This window comes from Szabonella alba, assembly GCF_016765775.1.
GTDB lineage: Bacteria > Pseudomonadota > Alphaproteobacteria > Rhodobacterales > Rhodobacteraceae > Szabonella > Szabonella alba.
Genome location: NZ_JAESVN010000002.1, coordinates 543,047 through 564,937, shown reverse-complemented (window position 1 = coordinate 564,937; position 21,891 = coordinate 543,047). Strand labels below are relative to the sequence as shown.

General features: G+C 65.8%; 20 protein-coding genes. 10 read left to right on the top strand and 10 right to left on the bottom strand.

Annotated elements, in window-relative coordinates; all coding sequences use genetic code 11:
- Nucleotides 1-37: 37 nt before the first annotated feature.
- The 3 genes from JL811_RS07125 to JL811_RS07115 are packed head-to-tail and all read right to left on the bottom strand — an operon-like array spanning nt 38 to nt 4,516.
- The gene (locus tag JL811_RS07125; protein ID WP_237684870.1) at nt 38-871 is read right to left on the bottom strand and encodes a glycosyltransferase; all 834 of its coding nucleotides are present in this window, start codon (nt 869-871) and stop codon (nt 38-40) included.
- Nucleotides 856-3,528, bottom strand: a complete 2,673-nt coding sequence (locus tag JL811_RS07120) for a hypothetical protein (protein ID WP_202687787.1) — start codon at nt 3,526-3,528, stop codon at nt 856-858. The genes JL811_RS07125 and JL811_RS07120 overlap by 16 nt, the downstream gene beginning before the upstream one ends.
- 16 nt (nt 3,529-3,544) lie before the next feature.
- Nucleotides 3,545-4,516, bottom strand: a complete 972-nt coding sequence (locus JL811_RS07115) for a hypothetical protein (protein ID WP_202687786.1) — start codon at nt 4,514-4,516, stop codon at nt 3,545-3,547.
- Between the two features lie 69 nt (nt 4,517-4,585).
- Between JL811_RS07115 and JL811_RS07110 the strand changes: the two genes are divergently transcribed.
- The 3 genes from JL811_RS07110 to JL811_RS07100 are packed head-to-tail and all read left to right on the top strand — an operon-like array spanning nt 4,586 to nt 7,048.
- Nucleotides 4,586-4,831 carry a WGR domain-containing protein gene (locus tag JL811_RS07110; RefSeq protein WP_202687785.1) on the top strand — a complete coding sequence of 82 codons (246 nt, stop codon included), beginning with the start codon at nt 4,586-4,588 and terminating at the stop codon, nt 4,829-4,831.
- Between the two features lie 9 nt (nt 4,832-4,840).
- Nucleotides 4,841-5,893 (top strand): saccharopine dehydrogenase, encoded by a 1,053-nt coding sequence (locus JL811_RS07105; protein ID WP_202687784.1) that lies wholly within the window; start codon nt 4,841-4,843, stop codon nt 5,891-5,893.
- A gap of 12 nt (nt 5,894-5,905) precedes the next feature.
- Entirely contained in the window at nt 5,906-7,048 is a 1,143-nt protein-coding gene (locus JL811_RS07100; RefSeq protein ID WP_202687783.1) for a saccharopine dehydrogenase family protein, read from the top strand.
- A gap of 125 nt (nt 7,049-7,173) precedes the next feature.
- On the opposite strand, the gene JL811_RS07095 is transcribed toward JL811_RS07100, so the two are convergent.
- The 4 genes from JL811_RS07095 to JL811_RS07080 all read right to left on the bottom strand — a co-directional run bounded on the left by JL811_RS07095 (nt 7,174) and on the right by JL811_RS07080 (nt 11,533).
- Nucleotides 7,174-7,911 carry an SDR family NAD(P)-dependent oxidoreductase gene (locus JL811_RS07095; RefSeq protein WP_202687782.1) on the bottom strand — a complete coding sequence of 246 codons (738 nt, stop codon included), beginning with the start codon at nt 7,909-7,911 and terminating at the stop codon, nt 7,174-7,176.
- 267 nt (nt 7,912-8,178) lie between these two features.
- Entirely contained in the window at nt 8,179-9,450 is a 1,272-nt protein-coding gene (locus tag JL811_RS07090) for an MFS transporter (RefSeq protein ID WP_202687781.1), read from the bottom strand.
- Between the two features lie 20 nt (nt 9,451-9,470).
- The gene (locus JL811_RS07085; RefSeq protein ID WP_202687780.1) at nt 9,471-10,232 is read right to left on the bottom strand and encodes a DUF1365 domain-containing protein; all 762 of its coding nucleotides are present in this window, start codon (nt 10,230-10,232) and stop codon (nt 9,471-9,473) included.
- A complete protein-coding gene (locus JL811_RS07080; RefSeq protein WP_202687779.1) occupies nt 10,229-11,533 on the bottom strand; it encodes an NAD(P)/FAD-dependent oxidoreductase in 1,305 nt (434 codons plus the stop codon). Before JL811_RS07080 ends, JL811_RS07085 begins: the two co-directional genes overlap by 4 nt.
- A gap of 248 nt (nt 11,534-11,781) precedes the next feature.
- Here JL811_RS07080 and JL811_RS07075 point away from each other — a divergent pair, with 248 nt between their 5' ends.
- Both JL811_RS07075 and JL811_RS07070 read left to right on the top strand, forming a co-directional pair.
- The gene (locus JL811_RS07075; protein WP_420496773.1) at nt 11,782-12,327 is read left to right on the top strand and encodes a sigma-70 family RNA polymerase sigma factor; all 546 of its coding nucleotides are present in this window, start codon (nt 11,782-11,784) and stop codon (nt 12,325-12,327) included.
- A 17-nt stretch (nt 12,328-12,344) separates the two neighbouring features.
- Complete coding sequence (locus JL811_RS07070; protein WP_202687778.1) at nt 12,345-12,989, top strand: ChrR family anti-sigma-E factor; 645 nt, start codon at nt 12,345-12,347, stop codon at nt 12,987-12,989.
- Between the two features lie 203 nt (nt 12,990-13,192).
- Here JL811_RS07070 and JL811_RS07065 read toward each other — a convergent pair whose 3' ends face one another.
- Nucleotides 13,193-13,909 carry a FadR/GntR family transcriptional regulator gene (locus JL811_RS07065; protein WP_202687777.1) on the bottom strand — a complete coding sequence of 239 codons (717 nt, stop codon included), beginning with the start codon at nt 13,907-13,909 and terminating at the stop codon, nt 13,193-13,195.
- A gap of 82 nt (nt 13,910-13,991) precedes the next feature.
- Between JL811_RS07065 and JL811_RS07060 the strand changes: the two genes are divergently transcribed.
- Genes JL811_RS07060 through JL811_RS07050 form a run of 3 tightly spaced genes read left to right on the top strand, consistent with a single transcriptional unit; the run spans nt 13,992 to nt 16,919 of the window.
- Complete coding sequence (locus tag JL811_RS07060) at nt 13,992-15,191, top strand: mandelate racemase/muconate lactonizing enzyme family protein (RefSeq protein WP_202687776.1); 1,200 nt, start codon at nt 13,992-13,994, stop codon at nt 15,189-15,191.
- A 3-nt stretch (nt 15,192-15,194) separates the two neighbouring features.
- Nucleotides 15,195-15,956, top strand: coding sequence for an SDR family oxidoreductase (locus JL811_RS07055; protein ID WP_202687775.1), 762 nt, complete (start codon nt 15,195-15,197; stop codon nt 15,954-15,956).
- A gap of 3 nt (nt 15,957-15,959) precedes the next feature.
- Entirely contained in the window at nt 15,960-16,919 is a 960-nt protein-coding gene (locus tag JL811_RS07050) for a 2-hydroxyacid dehydrogenase (protein WP_202687774.1), read from the top strand.
- 18 nt (nt 16,920-16,937) lie between these two features.
- Here JL811_RS07050 and JL811_RS07045 read toward each other — a convergent pair whose 3' ends face one another.
- Complete coding sequence (locus tag JL811_RS07045) at nt 16,938-18,383, bottom strand: amidohydrolase family protein (RefSeq protein WP_202687773.1); 1,446 nt, start codon at nt 18,381-18,383, stop codon at nt 16,938-16,940.
- Entirely contained in the window at nt 18,380-19,069 is a 690-nt protein-coding gene (locus JL811_RS07040) for a GntR family transcriptional regulator (protein ID WP_202687772.1), read from the bottom strand. The genes JL811_RS07045 and JL811_RS07040 overlap by 4 nt, the downstream gene beginning before the upstream one ends.
- 200 nt (nt 19,070-19,269) lie before the next feature.
- Here JL811_RS07040 and JL811_RS07035 point away from each other — a divergent pair, with 200 nt between their 5' ends.
- Both JL811_RS07035 and JL811_RS07030 read left to right on the top strand, forming a co-directional pair.
- Nucleotides 19,270-20,835, top strand: a complete 1,566-nt coding sequence (locus tag JL811_RS07035; protein WP_202687771.1) for an ABC transporter substrate-binding protein — start codon at nt 19,270-19,272, stop codon at nt 20,833-20,835.
- A 70-nt stretch (nt 20,836-20,905) separates the two neighbouring features.
- Nucleotides 20,906-21,889, top strand: a complete 984-nt coding sequence (locus JL811_RS07030; protein WP_202687770.1) for an ABC transporter permease — start codon at nt 20,906-20,908, stop codon at nt 21,887-21,889.
- Nucleotides 21,890-21,891 lie beyond the last annotated feature (2 nt).

The window sequence follows — 21,891 nt, the reverse complement described above, 5'->3', positions numbered from 1 at the left end:
CTTTGCGCTGGTCGTCAATGGCTGAACGCAGGCAGGATCAGCGCCCCCGCGTCCAGTCCGCGCGCTGACGCCCCATGCACACGGCCAGCGTGACGGCGGCATAGGTGGCAAAGCCGACCGGATCGCGCAGCGCCAGCAGCGCCAGCGTCGCCGCCGTCGGACGGGTCTTGCCCTCATTGCGCAGCAGGACGGGCCAGAGGCGCGCAATCTCGGCCACGCCCGCATCCTGCCGCCGCCGCACCCGGACCAGCGCGGCAAACCCCTCGATCATCGGCCAGCGATAGGGGGCGGGCAGGCCGATCCGTTCCTCCGGGGTGAAATGCAGCCGCACGAAAGTGTCATCTGAAATGATGTCCGGAAACGCGCCCCAACGCGCGCGCCCCGCCCGGTTGACCGCGAAAAGCCCGTATCCCGGTGCCTCGGACCGTGCAAAGGGAAGGCGCTGCCAGAACCGCGCATAGGCCCGCGTCACGCCCGAGGCCGCGCGCGGGATCTCGGCCCGGCCCGAGGCGTAAAGTGGGCGGTCAGGCAGCAGCGCCATGACGATCTGCGCCATCAGGGTGGGGCTGACCTCGACATCCGCATCCAGATAGGCGCGCATTTCCCCTGCCGCCGCCGCATCGCCCGCATTCAGCGCTGCCGGTTTGCCGCCTTCGGCACGCTCGATCACGGTCAGCCGCCATCCCGCCGCCTCGGCGAGCGGCGCGCAGGCGCGGGCACGGTCGGCGGTATTGTCGCGGCAGCCATTGGCCACGACAATAACCTCGGCCCCGCCCGGCACGGGGTCTGACCGGAACAGCGCGGTCAGGCAGGCCGCTATCCAGCCGGATTCGTTCGAGGCCGGGATGATGACACTCAGCACCCCGGACAGCCCCCGGCCATGGCGCGCCAGCGCGGGTTGTCGTCGCCCAGATGGCGCAAGCCGCCCCAACTGCCCCATTTCGTCGGATGCTCGACATCGTTGAAGGCGGTGAAGGGCGCATCGGTCAGCCCGGCCCATCCCTCCAGCAAACGGGAATACAGCGCGCCCATTTCCGGGCTGTAATTCAGATGGTGGTAAAACTCGCTGAACATCCGGTCCTCAAGCTGCGCGCCAATGCCGGTGACATGGGTGCCGCCTTCATACATCACCAGATCCAGCCCGCGTGCCTGTGCCACCCCGGCATGATAGCGCAGGGTCATGGTCAGCAGATGGTCCAGCGTATCCTGCGCATCGCCGGTCACGGACCCGTCCTGCAATTCATCCGCCGCACGCTCAAGGGCCAGATCAAAGCGATGCGTGGCAAGGAAATCTTCACGCGCGCGCCCCGTCAGCGCCTGCTGGTCCGCCTGCGCCTCGGCGCTGCGCAGGCTTTCCCCTAGCCAGCCGCGCAGGGTGGGGGCCTTGTCATCCACCCCCAGTGAGGCCGCGAAATACCCCGTCACAGCATAGCTGTCGAAGCTGTCCACCGGCGCGGGCCGTCCCTCGGCCCGGACCAGCGGCGCATCAAGGATCGCCGCCTCCAGCCCCAGCCAGCCGGTCTGGGTTGAAATCACCCGGTTCAGCCGACTGTTCGCCTGATCCCCGAAAACGGCGGTCCAGAGATCGGCCATCTCAGCGGCGCGCAGCGCATAGAACTGCACCCAGGCATCGCCCTCGGCCTGCCAGCGGTCGCGCGCCTGCGCCTGAGCCCAGCGGGCCTGTTCGAACTGCCAGTTCCAGACCTCATTGGAAAACTCGACATGGGCGCGCAGGTCGGGCGACAGCGTATCGCGCACCTCCCCGGCCCAGAGGCGGATCAGATCATCAGAGGCCCGATGCGGCAGGGTGAACCACGGTTCAGCCTGCAACCCGTTGGCAAGTGCGAGCATCACCGACATCGGCACGCCCTGCAGCGCCCAGGTGAAATCATCGCGGCGGGGCCGGTCACCGGCCTCGGCAAGCGTCGCGTTGTTCGTGGCCATCCAGTCCATGAAGCGCAGCACCCGCGCGCCCCGGACAAGGTTCAGCCAGTCGGGATTGAACACCTCTCCGGCGTCAAGGGCTGCCTCACGCTCCTGCCGCACCACGGATATTGCGCGGATCGGATCATCCGGGTCGGTTTCGGTAATGGTCAGGATCACGCCGCCCTCACCGGGGGCAAAGCGGAACTCCACCCGCCCCGGCGCGCGGGACAAAACCCTTGCGCGCCCCTCGATGCGCAATTCGCCACGCCCCTGATGGCGCAGCACGTAACGCCCCGCCACGCCGCCTGCATCGGGCGGCAGGTCGGTCAGGATCAGCGTCGCAATGCCCGTCACGCCCTCGGGCAGGTGCAGCGGCCAGCCCTGCGCATCCAGATAGCCGCCCGCGCGCAAATCGGCATATTCCATCCCGCCCCACCGGCCCGGCAGATGGCCGATCCAGGGCCGGGCGGTTTTCATCACATCCAGAAAGGGTTGCTGCACCGACCAGTCCACAACCGGCGCAAGGTTCAGCGACAGGCGCGGATTGGTGATGCCGCGCGGGCCGTCGGGCACAAGAATCGGTGGCAGCGCCCCGTCTTCCGTCCGATCCGATGGCGCGGCGGGTTCTGCTGTGGGGGGGGGCGACAGGATCGTGGTCTCCGCCGTGTTTTCATCCGGCAGATCCGGGGGGGGCAGATCGGCGGCGGACGGGTCTGTTTCAGCCGGATCAGGCAGCGGTGCGGGGTCGGGTGTCGCTGTCTCCGGCGGCGCTTCGGTGGCGCGAACCTGCCGTTCCGCCTCAACCGCGCGGTAATCCCGCACGGTTTCCCATGCGATTCGCTGGAACACCGCCGCCTGTTCGTCGGTAATGACCGCCTCACGGCTGGGCCAGTGACGGGTCAGCTTGGCCGGCAACCCCTCGGGCGAGCGGTCCGAAATCGCGGCGATATGGACCAGCGCCAGAAAGCCAAGCCCCCGGTCCGAGGGATGGATCTCATCGTCGAACAATTCCTCGATCCGGGCGATGCCCGGCACCTGACCCGCCGCGATGGCATCGGCAAGCCGTCCCATCGCCTGCCCTGCCGGGATCAGCCGCAGCGGCGGTGCGCCGTCGGGGCGCGCTTCATTCGCAAGTGTTGTCAGGCTTTCCCAAAGCGGCAGATCGGCGGTGATCCGGTCGCGCCATGCCATGCCCGCGCCCGGGTCATCGCGAATGTCCGCCCCCGGTCCGCTGTGCAGGCTGTGCCATGTCTCATAGACGTATACCTGCGTATCGGGGCGCATCTGCCATGCCAGACCGGCGAAGCGCGCAACATGGGCGGCGCTGTCATTCCATTCGATCTGCGCGGCCAGCGGGATCGCCTCGGTCAGCACCAGCACGCGGCTGCGGCCTTCGGACAGGGCTTGCCTTGCGTTTTCGCCCTCGGCCGCCGCGCCGTTCTCCCAATTGTATTTCAGCGGCGCGCCATTGATGATCTGCGCCGCCACCTGCATCTCCATGCCCTGCCGGGCCAGCCCTGCCTCGACCATCGCGGGCAGGGTCGGGCCGACAAGGCTGTGTCCCACGAACAGGATATCGGTCAGCAGAGTCAGGATGGACATGCTCCGGCCTCGACAATCACGCCCGCGCGCGGACTCCGCTGCCAGCATAGCCCGTCACGACCTGCCAGACCACCCGCTGAACATCCTCCGCCGCCGGATCCGGCAAGGGGTCGGCGGGCGATCCGTCCGCAAGGGCAAGCCGATGGGGCAACCCTTCCGGGGAAGCATGGTAAAGCGTCGCGAAATGCGCGGCCGCGATGACATAAGCCCCAAGATCGCCAAGATGGATCGGATCGACCGCGCCTTCGGGTGTGCGGGCAAAGAAATCCTCCGCCCCCGACAGCCCTGCGATCTGCCCCGCCCCGGCAGCGGCAATCACGGCGGCCAGCACCTGCCCGCCCGGAATAATGCGGATATCGCCGCTGCCCTCATGGCCAAGGGCTGCGCGCAGGATATCGCCCTGCCAATGGCGGGGCAGGTCGGCGGCCACCCGCGCCGCCCAGCCCTGCGGATCGTCCAGCCGATGCCATGTTTCATAAAGATAGATCCGCGTATCGGGGTTCGCCGCCCGCGCCGCCTGCGCCCAAAGCGCCAGATAACGCGCGCTGTCGTGATAGCGGATCGCATCGCGGATCTCGACCATCTCGGTCAGCACCAGCGCATCGATATGGCCTTCGGCAAGCGCCTCACGGCTGGGGCGGTGGCGGGGATGGGCGTTTTCGGTCTCGAAACCCGGCACGGGTTCGTCCGGTTCCCAATGCTGGCGCAGGCTGGCGCCCCAGCCCAGTTGACTGGAATGGCTGTGCCCGACGAACCCTGCCGCATGGGCAAGCTGTTCCAGCATCGCGGGCATGTCGCGGCCCACAAGACTGTGGCCCAGATGGTGAACCACCAGCCCCGCACCGGGCGGGGACAGCGGCCGCGCAAAGCGGGCGGCCAGATCCTCGGGCGAAACCGGACGCGGCGTCCGGCTGCGCCAAAGCAGCCCGCCCCCGCCCGCCAGCGCGGTCAGTGCGGCCATGCCTGCGATCCAATGCCGTCTTTTCATCCCGAACCCCTGTTGCCCGGTGCCAAATCTGGTATCTCTGGACCGGGAAGCCAAGCCGGGAGGGCGGAAATGATCGGTTTTCATTTGCTGCGCAATCGCGGCGGTCAGGCGCGCTATTACCGCGTCGATGTGGATTACAACCTTTTCGGTGAATACTCGGTGCTGCGCGAATGGGGGCTGAAGGGCCGGCCCGGCGCGACCACAGGACAGCGCCGCGTCGACTGGTTCGCCAATCTGCGCGAGGCCGCCCTTGCCGCCGAAAGCTGGCAGAAACGCGCCCAGCGCCGGGGCTATGCCCGGCTGGCCGAAGGATAGGAACGCAAGATGACGCATATCTGGGTCCGCGCCGAACAGCGCGCCAACGAGGAACGTGTGGGCGTGACGCCCGAAGGTGTTGCGGCGCTGCTGGCGGCAGGGTACCGCGTGACGGTCGAGGAAAGTTCGGTCCGCGCCATTCCGATCGACGGCTACCGCGCGACGGGTTGCGATATCGCGCCAGAGAATTCCTGGCCGTCCGCCCCCGCCGATGCCATCATCTTCGGGCTGAAGGAATTGCCCGAGGATGGCACACCCCTGCCCCATCGCCATATCCTGTTCGGCCATGCTTATAAGGGCCAGCCCGCCGGGCAGGATCTGCTGCGCCGCTTCCGGGCCGGGGGCGGCACGATGTATGATATCGAATATCTGGTGGATGAAAACGGCCGCCGCGTCGCGGCCTTCGGCTATTGGGCAGGCTATGCCGGGGCGGCGGTCGCGCTGAAATGCTGGATCGCGCAGGCGCGTGGCGGCATCGCGGGGCCGGTTGCGCGCTATGCCGGGCGGGATGCGCTGCTGGCCGATCTGACCGCCGAGATGGAAGGGCTGTCCGAGCGCCCCCGCGCGCTGGTGATCGGCGCATTGGGCCGCGTCGGCACCGGGGCCACGGATCTGTGTCAGGCGATGGATTTGCAGGTCACGCAATGGGACATGGCCCAGACCGCCCATGGCGGGCCCTTCCCGGAAGTGCTGCAGCATGAGATTTTCCTCAACTGCATCCTTGCGCGGCCCGGTTGCCCGGTTTTCGTGCCGCAATCGGCGCTGACCGCCCCGCGCGATCTGCGCGTGATCGGCGATATCGCCTGCGATCCGACCTCGGATTTCTCACCCGTCAAGGTTTATGACCGGGCGACGGACTGGGCCGCCCCGGCGCTGCGGGTCGCGGATAATCCGCCACTGGATGTTACCGCCATCGACAATCTGCCCTCACTGCTGCCGGTGGAAAGCAGCGAGGATTTCGCGGGGCTGCTGCTGCCGCATCTTCTGACGCTCGATGCGCTGGATCGCGGCGTCTGGGGCCGCGGGAAAACCACGTTCGACGCGCATATCGCCAATGTTTGAAGGAGTTCACAGATGACGATCCATTGGTGCGGAACCGGCCTGTCGGCCATCCCCGGATTGCGGCGGCTGATCGCGGCAGGCCATCCCGTCACGGTCTGGAACCGGACGGTCACCAAGGCGACCGAGGCGGTGGGCGATGTCGCGACCGATATCCGCCCCTATACGCTGGAGGCGCTGACGGCGGCGCTGCAACCCGGCGATGTGGCGGTGTCCATGCTGCCCGCGGACCAGCATGTGCTTGTGGCCAAGGCCTGCCTTGCGGCGGGGGCACATTTCGTGTCCTCCAGCTATATCGCGCCGGACATGCGCGCGCTGGACGCGGAATTCCGTGATAAGGGGCTGGTCAATATCAATGAAATCGGGCTGGATCCCGGCATCGACCATCTGATGGCGCATGATCTGGTGGCGCGATATCGCGCCAGTGCTGCCTATGACGCGGGCAATGTGATCTCCTTCACCTCCTATTGCGGCGGCGTGCCGAAAGTGCCCAATGCCTTTCGCTACAAATTCTCATGGTCGCCGCTGGGGGTGCTGAAGGCGCTGCGATCACCTTCCGTATCCTTGCGCAATTTCAGTGAATTGCGGGTGGCCCGGCCTTGGGATGCGATCACCGCCTATGACGCGCCGCTGCCGCAACCCGAAAGCTTTGAGGTCTATCCCAACCGCGACAGCCTGCCCTTCATCGCCGATTACCGTTTTGATCCCGACTGGAAGCTGCGCGATTTCGTGCGCGGCACGATCCGGCTGAACGGCTGGTCCGAGGCCTGGGCGCCGGTCTTCCGCGAGATCGAAGGCCTGAGCGGGGATGCCGGTGAGGCGCGGTTGCGCGAGATGGCCGATCAGTTCTGGCGCGACAATGCTTACGGCGAAGGCGAACCCGACCGCGTGGTGCTGTTCGTGTCGCTGAAGGCCGAGCGCGAAGGGCGCGCGGTGTTTCATGAAACCTGGGCGATGGATGCCTGGGGCGATGCGCGCGGCACGGCGATGGCGCGACTTGTGTCTGTGCCGGTGTCGCTGGCGGTCGAGGGGGTCCTGTCCCGCGCCCTGCCCGCAGGCGTGCATCCGGCACCTCATGATCCCCGGCTGGTCGCGGCATGGCTGGACCAGGTCAAGGGACTGGCGCAATATATGGCGCGGGTGGACCATCTGGGCTGAGGGCAGCGCGGGTTGAAGGTGAAGCCGGGGGTTTCACGCCCCCGGACCCAAGCCAGAAGCCGGGGGTTTCACACCCCCGGACCCCCCGTGGGATATTTGAGAACAGGTGAAAAGGATTTGCGGCGCTATTTTGGCGCGAAAAGCCGGTAATAAGCCCAGTCGGGCAGAAATTTCGACAGGCGGAACAGCCATGAGAACAGCATGGGAAAGCTTTTCTTGAAATGGTCGGTCTGCATATGTTCGAACATTTCCCGCGCGGCGGTGTCCGGATCCATGATGAAGGGCATGTTGAAATCGTTCTTGTCGGTCAGGCGGGTGCGGATAAAGCCCGGATTGGCAAGCTGCACCTCGACGCCCGTGCCACGCAGATCGGCATGCAGGGATTCAGCCAGCGCCATCACCCCGGCCTTGGACGCCGCATAGCCCACCGCGCCCGGCAGCCCGCGCATGCCCGCCAGCGACCCGGTCAGCACGACATGGCCCTGCCCGCGCGCCACCATTTCGGGCAGCACCGCGCCCAGCATCCGTGCGCAGCCGGTGAAATTCACGTCGCACATCGCCTCAACCTTGTCGGTATCCCAGTCCTGCGCCTTCATCGGCCAGTAGACCCCGGCCAGAAACACCAGCCCGTCCACCGGGCCGACCGTCGCGGCGGCCGAGCGGATCGAGGCGGAATCGGCCACATCCAGCGCGATATGGGACACGCGACCGGGCATTCCGGCGGCGGCGCGGGCAAGGCGTTCATCGTCACGGGCCGAAAGGATCACCTCGGCGCCTGCAGTGCTGATCTGCCGGGCCAATGCCAGCCCCAGCCCCTCACTTGCGCCCACCAGCCAATACCGCTTGCCTTGCCAATCCCTCATCCCGCTGTCCTTTCTTCCATCCTGCACTCATCCAATCGCCGCAGCACCCGCCGGAACGGTGGGGTTCTGCCTGCCTCCTGACCGGGGGAAACCCGGCGCGGCCCCCGATGGTTCCGCAGCCCACCCCTCTGCAATGCCGAAAGGATACCGGGTAGATCCCCGATAATCGACCCTTTGGCGCGCTTTTCCTGCGTCGGATGGGCGGTTTTGTTCCCCGGATATGTCAAAGCGGAAACCTTTGCCCTCCGTCCCCTTTTTGGCCAGCCCTCAATCCGGCAGCGCGCGACTGCGCCAGAGCAGCGCAATCGCCCCCAGTTTGAGCGCGCAGGGCAGCCCCGCATAAAGCAGCGTCAGCGCCTGCAGCGCGCCCGCGTCATTCGCGCCGCCTGCGCGGAACCCGGCAAGATCCAGCAGCGGAAACAGCGTCACCGCCGCCACCGCCAGCATGGATTTCGAGGCGAATGACCACAGGCCAAACCCCATCGCCTCGGCCCCGCGCGCCGCCAGATGGCGCGCAAGGATCGCGGGCAGCAGCACCATATCGGCGGCCAGTGCCGCGCCCGAGGCGGCACAGATCACCGCGAACAATGCAACCTGCCCGGGCCCCAGGGTCAGCGCCAGCGCGAAGGCCGGGATCGCCAGCCCCATGCCCGCCAGAAGGGCCCGCCGCGCCCCGATGCGGTGCGCAAGGCGGCCCCATGCCGGCGCTGTCAGTGCCGCCGACAGAAAGAACAGCAGCAGCAGCGGACCGGCAAGCGCGGGCTCGGCCAGACGGCTTTCGACGAAGAACAGAAACAGGGTAGAGGTCACAGCGACCGGCGCGGCATTGACCAGCGCCAGCAGCAGAAGGCCGCGCAGGGCAGGATCGGCCAGCAGCGCGGCAAAGGACGGCCCTGCCGGTGCTGCCACCGGCGGCGGGGCGGCGCGCCATTCCCGGCGCATGGCAAGGGCGGCAACCAGCGCCAGCACCGCAAAGCCCAGCGCAAACCCCGTGAAGGGCCGGTCGGTCAGCGGCGCAAGGGCAACCGGGGCGATGGCGGCAAGGGAAATCCCGATCAGCGCCCCAGTTTCACGCCAGCCGGCAAGCGCCAGATGCCCGCCGGGCAGCGCGGCCCCCCGCACAACCCCCTGCGCATAGAAACAGATCGTCAGAAAGGAAAAGGCCGAGAACAGCAGCGCCAGCATCAATGCGAACCATGCAAGCGGCGCAATTGGCGGCGGCAGTGCGAACAGCCCCGCCATCGCCCCGGCAATCAGCAGAACCGCGCCCGCGACCAGGACCCCGCGCCGCCGTCTTGTGCGTTCCGCAAGCCAGCCCAGCGCAGGATCCTGCACCACATCCAGGAGCCGCAGTGCAAACAGCGCCACCCCCAGCGTCGCCAGCGGCACGCCATAGGTGTCGACATAGAATTTCGGCGCATGAATGTAGATCGGCAGGCCCGCCGCCGCGATCAGGGCCGCAAAAAGCGACCATGGCAGCAGCGACAGCGCCGGGGCGGGGCGGCTCCTGTCGTCTTGGGCCCTATCGTTCTGGGCCATGTCTGTTCGGGGCGGGCCGCTCAGCGCGTCACCTCTTTCTGGGGCGGTTCGGGCCGGGTGAAGAAACGCGCGCCCTTCCACCAGAGTTTCAGCGCCTGCCAGTGGATCAGCGCCAGCACCCTGCGCGACCCGAACGGACGGCGCAGGCAGATGCCAAGGATCCGCGTTGCTGTCAGCGGCTGCAGGCGGCCCGTCAGCGTCGCATAAACACCTTCGGGGCCTGCACGGAATGCGATCCAGATACCAATCCGGTCCGGCCGGAAATCGAAGCGGAACCGATAGCCGCCCGCAACCGGCTGAAAGGGCGAGACATGAAAGATTTTCTGCGCGTCGATGCGGTCATGCCGGGTGATCGGGGCGTGATCCTCCCGGTGGCACAGATAGGAGTGACGGTCCCCGAACGTATTCGTCACCTCGGCGATCACGCAAAAGACGCCGCCCGCTGCATCCTCACACAGCCAGAAGGAGACCGGGTTGAACACATGGCCCAGCACGCGCGGTTGCGCCAGCAGGCGGATGCGCGCCGGATCAGGCAGGCCATGGGCCGCCAGAACCTCATGCACCCAGGGCAGGCCGCGCCCCGCGCCGGGGGCTCCACCATGGTCACGGTCCCACAGCGACATCAGATTGCCCCGGTTGCGCGAAAACAGACGCGGCACCTGCGGCCCCTGCGCAGTCGCGGGATCCAGCAACACATAATCGACATGATAGCGGAAGGCGTTGGCGATATCGCCGCGCCGCCCGTGAAAGGTCTGCCCCGCAAGATGGGCAATGCCGGTCATGCCGCAATGGCCCTTTCATCGGCGCGCAGACGTTCGACAACATCGACCGCCGAGGCGAAGCCGTCCTCATGAAATCCGTTGCGCATCCATGCCCCGCAGAACCATGTCGCCCTTGCGCCATTACCCGCCCGCAGCCTTTGCTGCGCGGCAAGCGCCTCAAGCGTATAGACCGGATGGTGAAAGGTCACCTGATCATGGATCAGGTCTTCACGGATGCGGGCATTGGCGTTCAGCGTCACGAAAAGAGGATCCTCCATCGGGATCGGCTGCAGGGAATTCATCCAATAGGTCAGGTCGATCCGGTCGGCGCGCGGCCCCGGTTTGCCACCTGCCTGTTCGACATAGACCCATGAGGCCCAGGCCCCCTTGCGGCGCGGCATCATCGCCGGATCGGAATGCAGCACCACATCATTCGGCTGATAGCGGATCGCGGCCAGATCGCGCGCCTCGGCCGCATCGGCATCGGCCAGAAGGCGCAGGGTCACATCGGAATGGGTGGCAAAGATGACCTCGTCGAACATTTCCCATTCGCCACCCCGGCAGCGCAGGCGCGGCATGCCGGCCTCACGCAGCACGGCCTCGACCGGGGTGCCCAGCCGCAGATCGACACCGGCGCGTTCGAGTGCGCCCTGCAGGCGGCGGACATATTCAACCGACCCGCCCCGCACGGTGCGCCACTGATGCTGCCCCGTGACGCCCAGCAGCGCGTGATTGCGGAAAAAATCAATCATCGCCCGGGCGGGAAAGTCCAGAATGCCCTGACAGGGCGTTGACCAGATCGCCCCCGAGAGCGGCAGAAGATAGCGGTCGCGGAACCAGTCGCCCGTTCCCAGCAGATCCAGAAATTCGCGGATCGACATCGACCCGTCCCCCGCCAGCCGCTCGGCCTCGCGGTTGAAGCGCAGGATATCGCGCAGCATTGCATAGTAGCGCGGATCGGCAAGGTTGGATTTCTGCGCAAACAGGCCCTGCCAGTTGCGGAACCCGTATTCGAACCGCCCCCCGCCGATGGAAGCGCCGAAACTCATCGAGCTTGGCGCGGTCGGAACATCGAGATCGCGGAACAGCTGGGTCAGATGCGGATAATTCACCTCATTGAAGACGATGAACCCGGTATCGACCGGCTGATCCCCGCGCTTTCCGGCCAGCACGGTGCGCGCATGGCCGCCCAGACGCGGTTCGGCCTCGATCAGCACCACCTGATGGTCGCGGGCCAGAAGATGGGCGGCGGCCATGCCCGAAATGCCCCCGCCGATCACGGCAATACGGCGGGTGGCGGGGCCTTTGGTTTCAAAGGGCATGGGGTCTCCTGACAGGCGGAACAACAGGTATTCCGCAAGGTTACGCTGCAGGGAGGCCAGCGGATCAAAATGCCCGTCAGCAGAAATTTCGTCTTCTTGCGGCAGGCCCGAGTGATCCGGTTGACAGTCTACCGCGTAATCCCGCCATGTTCGATATGCAGCCCTGCGAAAAACCGGATGCGCCTTTCGTCGCAGATGCCTATGCTGCATCTGCGGCGCGCACCGTGACGCGCATGGGAAGGGTGACCGTGACCGAAGGCAGGATCGGGGATGACTGGGCAGCACTTCTGATCCGGGTGCGTGACGACAGGGATGAGGCGGCGTTTGCCGCCCTGTTCCGGCATTTCGCGCCCCGGGTGAAGGGCTTCCTGATGAAATCGGGTGCAAGTGCCGCGCTGGCCGAGGATTGCGCGCAGGATGTGATGGCGGTCTTGTGGAACAAGGCGCATCTGTTCGATCCCGCCCGCGCCTCGGTCGCGACATGGGTGTTCACCATCGCCCGAAACCGACGCATCGACGCGCTGCGCAAGGCGCGCCGCCCGGAACCCGAGGATCTGCCCTGGGGCCCCGAGGCAGAGCCGGACCAGCAGGCGGCACTGGAAATGCAGCAGGATACCGAGCGTCTGGGCGAGGCCATCGCCCGGCTGCCCGAGAAGCAGCGCGTGCTGATCGAGCGGGCCTATTTCGGCGATCTCTCCCATACCGAGATTGCCGCCGAAACCGGCCTGCCGCTGGGCACGATCAAATCACGGATCAGACTGGCGCTGGAAAGACTGCGCCACAAGATGGGTTGAAGGCCAACGGAATGACGATGACGATCAAACATCATATCTCGGATGCGCTCTTGATGGGCTATGCGGCGGGCCAGTTGCCCGAAGCCTTCAGCCTTGTCGTCGCAACCCATCTGTCGCTGTGCGACGACTGCCGCGCGCGCTTTGCCGGGTATGAGGCCGTCGGCGGCGCGGTGATGGAATGCGCGGGCGCGGTGGCCATGTCCGAGCACAGCCTTGCCGCCACGATGGCGCGGATCCGTTCGGCCCCGGCCCCGGTTTCGCGCGATGCGCCGCGCCGCATGGGCATCTTTCCCGCGCCGCTGGCGGCCATGGTCGGCGGCGGCCCCGAGGCGGTGAAATGGCGATCCATCGGCATGGGCGTGCGGCAGGCGATCCTGCCCACGGAAAACGGGGCGCGGGCGCGGCTTCTGCATATCGCCGCCGGGCAGAAAGTGCCCGATCACGGCCATCGCGGCATGGAACTGACGCTGGTGCTGCAAGGCGCCTTCCGCGATGAAACCGACCGCTTCGGCCCCGGCGATCTGGAAATCGCGGATGAGGATCTGCATCATCAGCCGATTGCCGAGGCGGGAGAGGATTGCATCTGCCTTGCCGCGACCGATGCGCCCTTGCGCTTCAACGGTCTGGCCGCGCGACTGGCGCAACCCTTCCTGCGGATCTGACGGCCCTCAGAGCTGTGACAGGCCATCTGCAAAGGTTTCCGCTTGCTGTCCGGTGGCCCAGAGGCCGCCGCGCTGGTGCTGTCCTTTGTCGGCGCGCGGGGCTTGTGGTGCCGGGGCAATCGCTCCCGCAATGCAAAACGGACTGAGTCAACCTCACGTCGCACCCCGAAATGGCTTTTCAGCAGCCTGTAGGGGTCTCAGCTTCAGGTCACACCCGCCTGCAGCAGGACCGTCATCGCACTGTCGAAATGGTCCGACATCGCGGCCTCGGCGCGGGCCGGATCCTGCACGGCGATGGCGGTGGCGATGCGTTCATGGCAGCGGATATTCTCGCGCCGGTTTTCCGCCGTGGCGCGGCTGCGCCAGCCGATGGCCCATGTCTGGCTGGTGATGACGCGGAAGGATCCCACGATCAACCCGTAAAGCGGATTCCCCGAGGCGCGGGCGATGGCCTCGTGAAAACCGATATCCAGTTCCATCAACCGGTCCGGCGCGTCGATGGCGTCAAACATCTGGTCCACCATCCCCTGCAGGGCGCGCGCCTCGGCATCCGACCGGCGCAGCGCGGCAAGACTGGCGGCGCGCAGTTCCAGCGTGCGGCGCATATCAAGGATCTGCTGGATCGAGACCTCTTTCATCTGCACCGTATGGTCCAGCACCACCGACAAAGGTGCGGCATCGGGATGGGCCACCCGCGCCCGCCGCCCGTTGCCGATCTCCAGCACGCGAAGCGCCGACAGAGCGCGGAACGCCTCACGCACCACGGGGCGGGACACCGAAAGCGCCTCGGAAATCGCGGTCTCGGATGGCAGCGCCTGCCCCGGCATCAGCCCGCGTTCGCGGATCAGGCTGCGGATATCGGCGATGGCTCGCTCAACCAGCCCCGGGGATTCAGCAAACTGTCTTACAGGTTCATTCATTATTGTTGCCACTAATGCCAATATTGCGATACAGACCTTAGCAGAATCGCGCCGCACCGCCAATCCACTAGGGACAGCCCCCATGAAAATCACCGCCATCCGCACCTACCGGACCGAGGAATTCGCCAATGTGCTCTGGGTCCATGTGGAAACCGATGCAGGGATTACCGGTCTGGGCGAGACCTTCTACGGGGCCGAGGCGGTGGCGGCGCATATCCACAACACGCTGGCGGTGCGCCTTCTGGGGCAGGATCCGCTGCGGATTGAACATCTGCATCGTGAGATGCTGAACCTGCCGATGGCGCAAAGCTCGACCGGGGTGGAATATCGCGCGGCCTCGGCCATCGACATCGCGCTGTGGGATATATTCGGCAAGCTTGCGGGTCTGCCGGTCTGGCAGATGCTGGGCGGCCTTTCCTGGGAAAAAATGCGCCTTTACAACACCTGTGCAGGCACGCGCTATGTGCGCAGCAATGTCATCAAGCCGGTGGACACATGGAACCTCGGCACCGCCGACGGACCCTATGAGGATCTGGACGGTTTCATGAACCGCCCCGCCGAACTGGCCGAAAGCCTGCTGGACGAAGGCATCACCGCGATGAAGATTTGGCCCTTCGACCCGGCTGCGACCGAATTCAAGGGTCAGTATATCACCGCTGACGCGATGAAGGCCGGGCTGAAACCCTTTGAGGAGATCCGCCGCACCGTGGGCGACAAGATCGACATCATGCTGGAGATGCATTGCCTTTGGAACCTGCCCACTGCGATGCAGATCGCGCGCGAGGTGGCCGAGTTCAAGCCCTTGTGGTTCGAGGATCCGATCCGCATGAACAATGCGCAGGCGCTGGCCGAATTTGCCCGTGCAACCCCGGTGATGACCTGCGCCTCGGAAACGCTGGGGTCACGATTCGCCTATAAGGAGTATCTGGACCGTGATGCCTGCCATGTGGTCATGGCCGATCTGTGCTGGACCGGTGGCCTGACCGAAGGGCGCAAGATCGCCGCCATGGCCGACAGCTATCACCGCCCCTTTGCCGCACATGACTGTATCGGGCCGGTCGGTTTCGTCGCGGGCATCCATATGAGTTTCAGCCAGCCCAACACGATCATTCAGGAATCGGTGCGCGCCTTCTATCGCGGCTGGTATCTTGAACTTGTCACCGACATGCCCCGGATCGAAGGCGGCTATGTCCATCCGCCCGAAGGCCCCGGCCTTGGGCTGGAACTGCAACCGGCGTTCTTTGAACGCAGTGATCTTGTCACCAGAATATCGGAGCTTTGAGCCATGAAACTTTTCGACCTGACCGGTAAAACCGCCCTTGTCACCGGATCATCGCGCGGGCTTGGCCGGGGCATTGCCGAGGGGCTGGCCGATGCGGGCGCGCGGGTTGTGCTGAACGGCGTCGATCCCGACCGTCTGGCCGAGGCCGCAGCCGAGATGACGGCCAAGGGGCATGAGGTTCTGACCGCATGTTTCAGCGTGACGGATGAGGCGTCAGTTCTGAAAGCCTTTGAAGGTTTCGATGCGACGGCGACGCAGATCGACATTCTGGTGAACAATGCGGGCATCCAGCACCGCCAGCCGATGCTGGAACTTTCCACCGCCGACTGGCAGCGCGTGATCGACACCAACCTGACCGCCGCCTTTGTCTGCGGGCGTGAGGCCGCGCGCCGCATGGTCGAACGCGGCGCGGGCAAGATCATCAATATCGGTTCACTGACATCCGATCTCGCCCGGGCCACGGTCGCGCCCTACACGGTCGCCAAGGGCGGCATCAAGATGCTGACCAAGGCGATGGCCGCCGAATGGGGCGAAAAGGGCGTGCAGGCCAATGCGATCGGGCCCGGCTATATGGCGACCGACATGAACGAGGCGTTGATGAGCAACCCCGATTTCGACAAATGGGTGAAGGCCCGCACCCCCGCCCGCCGCTGGGGCCAGCCCGAGGAATTGCAGGGGGCGGCGGTGTTTCTGGCCTCGCGCGCCTCGGATTATGTCAACGGGCAGCTCATCTTCGTCGATGGCGGCATGATTTCGGTGCTCTGAGCCATGAAGATCGCATTTCACGGCGCCAATGCCGAAACTTTCCTGCCTGGCTTTGCCGATCTGCTGGATACACCGCAGGATCTGATCCTGCTGTCCGATACGCTTGCCGGGCCGGGTGAGGCGGAGGCCTTTGCCACGGCGGATATGGTGATCGGGGTGAAATATGCCGCCGGCATGCCCGCCTTGTCCGCGCGACTTTATCAGGTGCCGGGGGCCGGCTATGACGGCATCGATCTTGCGGCCCTGCCCGGGGCCACGGCGCTGTGCAATGTCTTCGGCCATGAGGTGGCGATTGCCGAATATGTGATGGCCGCACTTCTGTCCTTCCATGTGCCGCTGGCGCAGGCCGATGCGCAGTTGCGTCAGGGGGACTGGAGCCTCTGGGCCGGTAAACCGACCGGCCTGCGGACCGAGCTTTCGGCGCAAAGCGTCGGGATCGTGGGGTTCGGCCATATCGGCAAGACCTTGGCGGCGCGCTGTGCGGCCTTTGGCATGGAGGTGCATGTGGCGAACCGCTCACCCGTGTCGGCCCAAGGGGTCACGATGCATCCGCTGACCGGTCTGGCGGCGATGGCGGGGCAGGTCGACTACCTGATCAACACGCTGCCGCTGACCGACAGCACGCGCGGTCTGATCGGCGCCGAGGTGCTGGCGGCGCTGCCCGCGCATGGGGTGGTGATGAATGTCGGGCGCGGCCCGGTGATCGCCGAACAGGCGCTTTACGATGCGCTGGCCTCGGGGCGGATCGGCGGGGCGGTGATTGACACATGGTATGTCTATCCCGGCCCCGATGCGCCGAACCCGCATCCCGGCACCCTGCCGTTTCACGAATTGCCCAATGTCACCCTGACCCCGCATATGTCGGGCTGGACCCATGGCACGATTGACCGCCGCCGGGCGGTGATGGCCGAAAACGCCAACCGGCTGGCGCGGGGGGACGAATTGCTGAACCGTGTTCGCTGACCGGACGGGCGGGGCGGTTCAGGGATCCCCGGCGGGCCGGTAGGCGGCGGCGGGACGGCGGGCGCGGGACCACAGATCGGCGCCTTCGGTCCGGGCATCCCCATGGCCCGACGCGGCAAAGGCGGCCTCGGCCTCGGCTGCGGCCTCATCAAGGATCGCCTGCGTATCCAGATGCGGAATGCGGCGTTCCTCCATCAGCACGCGGCCATCGGTGATGACCGTATCCACATCGGCGGCATTGGCGAAATGGGTGATGCGGTTCAGCGCCATCACCGGCGGCCACAGATGCGGTGCGCGCCCGTCCAGAAGGATGATATCGGCCTTCTTGCCGGTCTCCAGCGATCCGATCTCCTGCTCCAGCCCAAGGGCCCGGGCCGCGTCGATGCTGCACATTTCCAGCGCCTTGCCCTCGGGCAGGACTGCGGCATCGCGGAAATGGCGGCGATGGTAATGCATGGCCTGCGCCATATGGCGGAACATGTCGAACCCCCGGTCGGGCGCGCCCGCATCCGACCCCAGACAGACATTGATGCCTGCCTCGATCAGTTCCGGCACCGGGCAGCGGCCCGAGATCGACATGATCGCCGAGGGGTTATGGATGATGCTGGCCCCTGATTGACGCAGCGCGTCGAAATCGGCGGGCGTCAGCTCGATACTGTGGCCAAGCGCGGCCCGGGGCGACAGCAGGCCGAGTTCGGCGGCCAGCGCGATGGACCCGCTGCGATGCCCGTCCTGCGTGAACAGCGCCCCGGTCTTCGCCTGAAGATCGGCCATCGCCCGGGCCATGGCGCGGATCACATTGCCATCCTGCTGCATATGCGCCTCAAGATAGACCGGCAGGATCAGGGCGATCCCGGTCCGCCGCGACAAGACAGCGTCATGCCGTGCGATCAGATCGGCCGCGACCTCCATCTGTTCGGCAAAGCCAACGGCGCGGCGGTCCGGTCCGAAATGGCGCGGAAAGGGCAGGCGGCCCGGACCGACGGCAAGGATCGTGCGCAACCCGGTTTCGCGCGTGGCGGCACAATGGGCATCGCCCGCCTCGGGCGTGTCGGTGCGGTAGACATCCGCCCCGCCACCCAGCAGGGCCACGGCGGTGGTGACCCCCCCGCGCAGACGTTCCAGCGCCGCCAGCCGCGCCTCGGCCCGCCAGAAGGCAGGCGTGGCGACCCCGGCATAAATCGCCTCACAGATCGCGAACCAGCGGTCGCCGTCACCATCGCCCGCTGCGCGCACCAGCCCGTGACCGGCATGGGAATGAGCGTCGATCAGACCCGGCAGGGCAATCAGCCCCGGCCGGTCGATCACGCGGGCGGCCATGCGGGCCACCTCGGGTGCCGGGCCGCTGCCGATGCCGCTGATCCGGTCGCCGGTGACGGTGATCCAGCCATCCTCGATGACCCGTCGTGCGGGATCGACGGTCACGATGGTTGCACAGCGCAGCAAGAGGTCGGGCAGGGTCATTGCAGAAGGTCCTTCAGGTCGGTCTGGCGGGCAAGTTCGTCGTCAAGGTCCAGCGTGCCCTCAAGATGGTCCATATGGTGATCCATCAGCGCCATGGCGGTGGCCGCATCCTGCGCGGCGATGGCGGCCACGATGTCCGCATGTTCATCCGGGCCGCAATCGGTCTGGGACCGGCGCTGATACATCACAAGGATCAGTGAGGTGCGCGATACCAGATCGCGCAGCACATCGCCCAGATAGGGGGACCCTGCCAGTTCCCCGATCAGCAGATGAAACCCGCCCGACAGCCGCACACAGTCGGTCTTGTCGCCGCGCTTGCGCGCGTCGCGTTCAAGGGCGACGTGATCTTCCAGCCGGGCAATGGCGCCGGGCGTGCGCGTCGCGCAAAGCCGGTTGACCAGCTGCGATTCGATAGTGCGGCGGGCAAAGAAGATATCGCGCGCCTCCTCGATCGAGGGTTCGGCGACAAAGGCGCCCCGGTTGGGCACCAGCGTCACCAGCCCGTCGCGCTCCAGCGCCGACAGGGCCTGACGCACCCGCGCACGGCTGACCGCGAAGATCTCGGCCAGCTGTTCCTCTTTCAGCCGCGTGCCCGGACGCAGCTTCCGTTCGGCGATGGATTGCCAGATCCGGTTGTAGATCACGAGATGTGGCGAATCACCCGGGCCGTCGGTTTCCAGACTCATACCTGCTTCCACTTTGTGCCTTTGCGACCAGATTCCGGGCAGTTACACGAAAGTCAACAAAATACGAATACGCTGCAACAAAATTGTAGACAATAAATGGATGCTGTGTAACCAATATTGTTACGGGCGGCGCCAGAACTGCCTTCCTTTCCCGACCACCCGCGCAAAACAACCTTTCGCGTCCAACCCGGAGCCTTCCCATGATCCGCAGCCTGCTACTGACCGCAGCGATGTCCCTGCCGCTGACCGCGCCCGCCGCGGCCGAAACCCTGAAATGGGCGACGGCGCGCGATGTTTACGGGCTTGACCCCCATGCGGTGACCGACAGCTTCACCAATATCTTCACCCATCACCTGTATGAGCCGCTGGTGCGCTACGATGCCGAACTGCGCATCGAGCCCGCGCTGGCGACCCGCTGGGAGGTGATCGAGCCGAACCGCGTGCGGTTTTTCCTGCGCGACGGCGTGACCTTCCATGGCGGCGAAGCCTTCGATGCCGATGATGTCATCGTGTCGCTGACCCGCGCTGCCGATCCGAAATCGCCGCTGCGGGGCAACCTGCCGGGCCTGACGGCGGTGGAAAAGGTCGATGACCTGACCGTGGATGTGGTGATGGAGGGGCCGACGCCGCTGCTGAACAACTACCTGACCAATATCTTCATCCTCGATTCCGGCTGGCTTGAGGCGAATGGCGCGACTGCGCCCATCGACGCCTCACGCGGGGAAGAGGGCTATACCACCAACAACGCCAATGGCACCGGCCCCTTCCGTCTGGAAAGCCGCCGCCCCGATGCGCTGAACGTGCTGGTCGCGAATGAGGGCTGGTGGGACACGCCCGCCCATAACCTGACGCGGATCGAACATTCCCCCATCGCGTCGGCCGCGACCCGGGTGGCAGCCCTGCTGTCGGGTGAGATCGACCTGATCGAGCCCGCGCCTTTGCAGGATGCCGCGCGGATCGAGGCGGCAGACGGTGTGCGGATGCTGGAAAATCCCGGCCTGCGCAGCATCATGATGGGCATCAACATGGGTGACAGCCTTGTGGATGGCAATGTCGAGGGCAATCCGCTGAAGGATCTGCGGGTGCGTCAGGCGATGATGCATGCGATCAACATGGATCTGATCCGCGACCGCATCATGCGGGGCAAGTCCCGCGTCACCGGCTCGCTGATCGCGCCCGAGGTGCAGGGCTATACCGAGGCGATGGACGCGCGCCTGCCCTATGATCCCGACCGCGCCAAGGCACTGCTGGCCGAAGCGGGCTATCCCGAAGGCTTCGCCTTCAACCTGAACTGCCCCAATGACCGCTATGTGAATGATGAGGCGATCTGTCAGGCCATGGCCGCGATGCTGACCCAGTCCGGGTTCCAGCCGCGTCTGGTGACCGAACCGCGCCAGATCCATTTCCAGAAGGTCGATGAACGCGCAGTCGATGTGTTCATGCTGGGCTGGGCAACGCTTCCGATGCTGGACGGGTTTTCGGTGCTGTCGGCGATGCTGGCCTCGCCGGATGGCAGCTATGGCACCTTCACCCCTGCGGGCTATTCCAACCCCCGGCTGGACGAACTGACCCAAGCCATCGCCATCGAGATGGATGAGGAAAAGCGTCTGGCCATGCTGTCCGAGGCGCTGATGCTGGCCCATGAAGATATCGCCTGGCTGCCCGTCCATCAGCAACCGCTGAGCTGGGCGGCGCGTGACACGGTCGAGGTGCCGCAGGCCGCCGATGATCTGGTGCGCCTGTGGTATGCCCGGGTGAATAACTGATCCTGCCAGATGTGCCTGACCGCCGCGCCCGATAGGGCGCGGCCCCATCCCCCGCCGGAAAGGGTCTGCCATGTTCGGATTTCTGGTTCGCCGCATCGTCCAGTCGGTTTTCGTGATGCTGGCCGTGGCGCTGATTGCCTTCATGATGTTCCGTTTCATGGGCGATCCGGTCAATTCCATGGTCTCGGAAAATGCCTCGGTCGCGGAACGGGAAGAGGTGCGCGCGCGCCTTGGCCTCGATCAGCCGCTTTATGTGCAATATGCCCGCTTCGTGACCCGGGCCGCACAGGGGGATTTCGGCCTGTCATGGCGCAATGCGCGGCCTGTCTCCACCCTGTTGGCTGAACGTTTTCCGGCCACGGCGGAACTGGTGCTGGTCGCGGCGGGCCTGTCCTTGGTGCTGGGTATTCCGCTGGGCATCCTGACCGCGCTGCGCCCCCGCGCGCTCAGCACCCAGACGCTGCAATTCATCTCATTGGTCGGGATCTCGCTGCCGACCTTCGTGACGGGGATTCTCCTGATCCTCACCTTCTCGGTCTGGCTGGGCTGGCTGCCCTCTTTCGGGCGGGGCACGGTGGTTGATGTCGGCTGGTGGTCCACCGGCTTTCTGACCACGACGGGGCTGAAGGCGCTGATCCTGCCCTCGGTCATGCTGTGCCTGTTTCAGCTGACGCTGATCATGCGGCTGGTCCGGGCCGAGATGATGGAGGTGCTGCGCACCGATTACATCAAATTCGCCCGCGCCCGGGGCTTGTCGGACCGCGCCATCCATTTCCACCATGCGCTGCGCAATACGCTGATCCCCGTCATCACGATCTTCGGGCTGCAACTCGGTGGGCTGATCGCCTTTGCCATCATCACCGAGACGGTGTTTCAATGGCCGGGCATGGGCGCGCTGTTCATTCAGGCGGTCAGCTTTGGCGATGTGCCGGTGATGGCGGCCTATCTGGTGCTGGTCAGCCTGATCTTCGTCACGATCAACACCATCGTCGATCTGCTTTACGTCGTGCTGGATCCGCGCCTGCGCGTTGACGGCGCCCGTGGCGCGCATTGAAA

What these genes read in the sequence shown, in the direction of transcription:
- JL811_RS07055 (WP_202687775.1), top strand. Translation starts at nt 15,195, where the DNA reads ATGAAACTTTTCGACCTGACCGGTAAAACCGCCCTTGTCACCGGATCA.
- JL811_RS07065 (WP_202687777.1), bottom strand. Translation starts at nt 13,909, where the DNA reads ATGAATGAACCTGTAAGACAGTTTGCTGAATCCCCGGGGCTGGTTGAG.
- JL811_RS07080 (WP_202687779.1), bottom strand. Translation starts at nt 11,533, where the DNA reads ATGCCCTTTGAAACCAAAGGCCCCGCCACCCGCCGTATTGCCGTGATC.
- JL811_RS07115 (WP_202687786.1), bottom strand. Translation starts at nt 4,516, where the DNA reads ATGAAAAGACGGCATTGGATCGCAGGCATGGCCGCACTGACCGCGCTG.
- JL811_RS07070 (WP_202687778.1), top strand. Translation starts at nt 12,345, where the DNA reads ATGACGATCAAACATCATATCTCGGATGCGCTCTTGATGGGCTATGCG.
- JL811_RS07095 (WP_202687782.1), bottom strand. Translation starts at nt 7,911, where the DNA reads ATGAGGGATTGGCAAGGCAAGCGGTATTGGCTGGTGGGCGCAAGTGAG.
- JL811_RS07120 (WP_202687787.1), bottom strand. Translation starts at nt 3,528, where the DNA reads ATGTCCATCCTGACTCTGCTGACCGATATCCTGTTCGTGGGACACAGC.
- JL811_RS07030 (WP_202687770.1), top strand. Translation starts at nt 20,906, where the DNA reads ATGTTCGGATTTCTGGTTCGCCGCATCGTCCAGTCGGTTTTCGTGATG.
- JL811_RS07105 (WP_202687784.1), top strand. Translation starts at nt 4,841, where the DNA reads ATGACGCATATCTGGGTCCGCGCCGAACAGCGCGCCAACGAGGAACGT.
- JL811_RS07085 (WP_202687780.1), bottom strand. Translation starts at nt 10,232, where the DNA reads ATGACCGGCATTGCCCATCTTGCGGGGCAGACCTTTCACGGGCGGCGC.
- JL811_RS07045 (WP_202687773.1), bottom strand. Translation starts at nt 18,383, where the DNA reads ATGACCCTGCCCGACCTCTTGCTGCGCTGTGCAACCATCGTGACCGTC.
- JL811_RS07050 (WP_202687774.1), top strand. Translation starts at nt 15,960, where the DNA reads ATGAAGATCGCATTTCACGGCGCCAATGCCGAAACTTTCCTGCCTGGC.
- JL811_RS07100 (WP_202687783.1), top strand. Translation starts at nt 5,906, where the DNA reads ATGACGATCCATTGGTGCGGAACCGGCCTGTCGGCCATCCCCGGATTG.
- JL811_RS07090 (WP_202687781.1), bottom strand. Translation starts at nt 9,450, where the DNA reads ATGGCCCAGAACGATAGGGCCCAAGACGACAGGAGCCGCCCCGCCCCG.
- JL811_RS07060 (WP_202687776.1), top strand. Translation starts at nt 13,992, where the DNA reads ATGAAAATCACCGCCATCCGCACCTACCGGACCGAGGAATTCGCCAAT.
- JL811_RS07110 (WP_202687785.1), top strand. Translation starts at nt 4,586, where the DNA reads ATGATCGGTTTTCATTTGCTGCGCAATCGCGGCGGTCAGGCGCGCTAT.
- JL811_RS07035 (WP_202687771.1), top strand. Translation starts at nt 19,270, where the DNA reads ATGATCCGCAGCCTGCTACTGACCGCAGCGATGTCCCTGCCGCTGACC.
- JL811_RS07040 (WP_202687772.1), bottom strand. Translation starts at nt 19,069, where the DNA reads ATGAGTCTGGAAACCGACGGCCCGGGTGATTCGCCACATCTCGTGATC.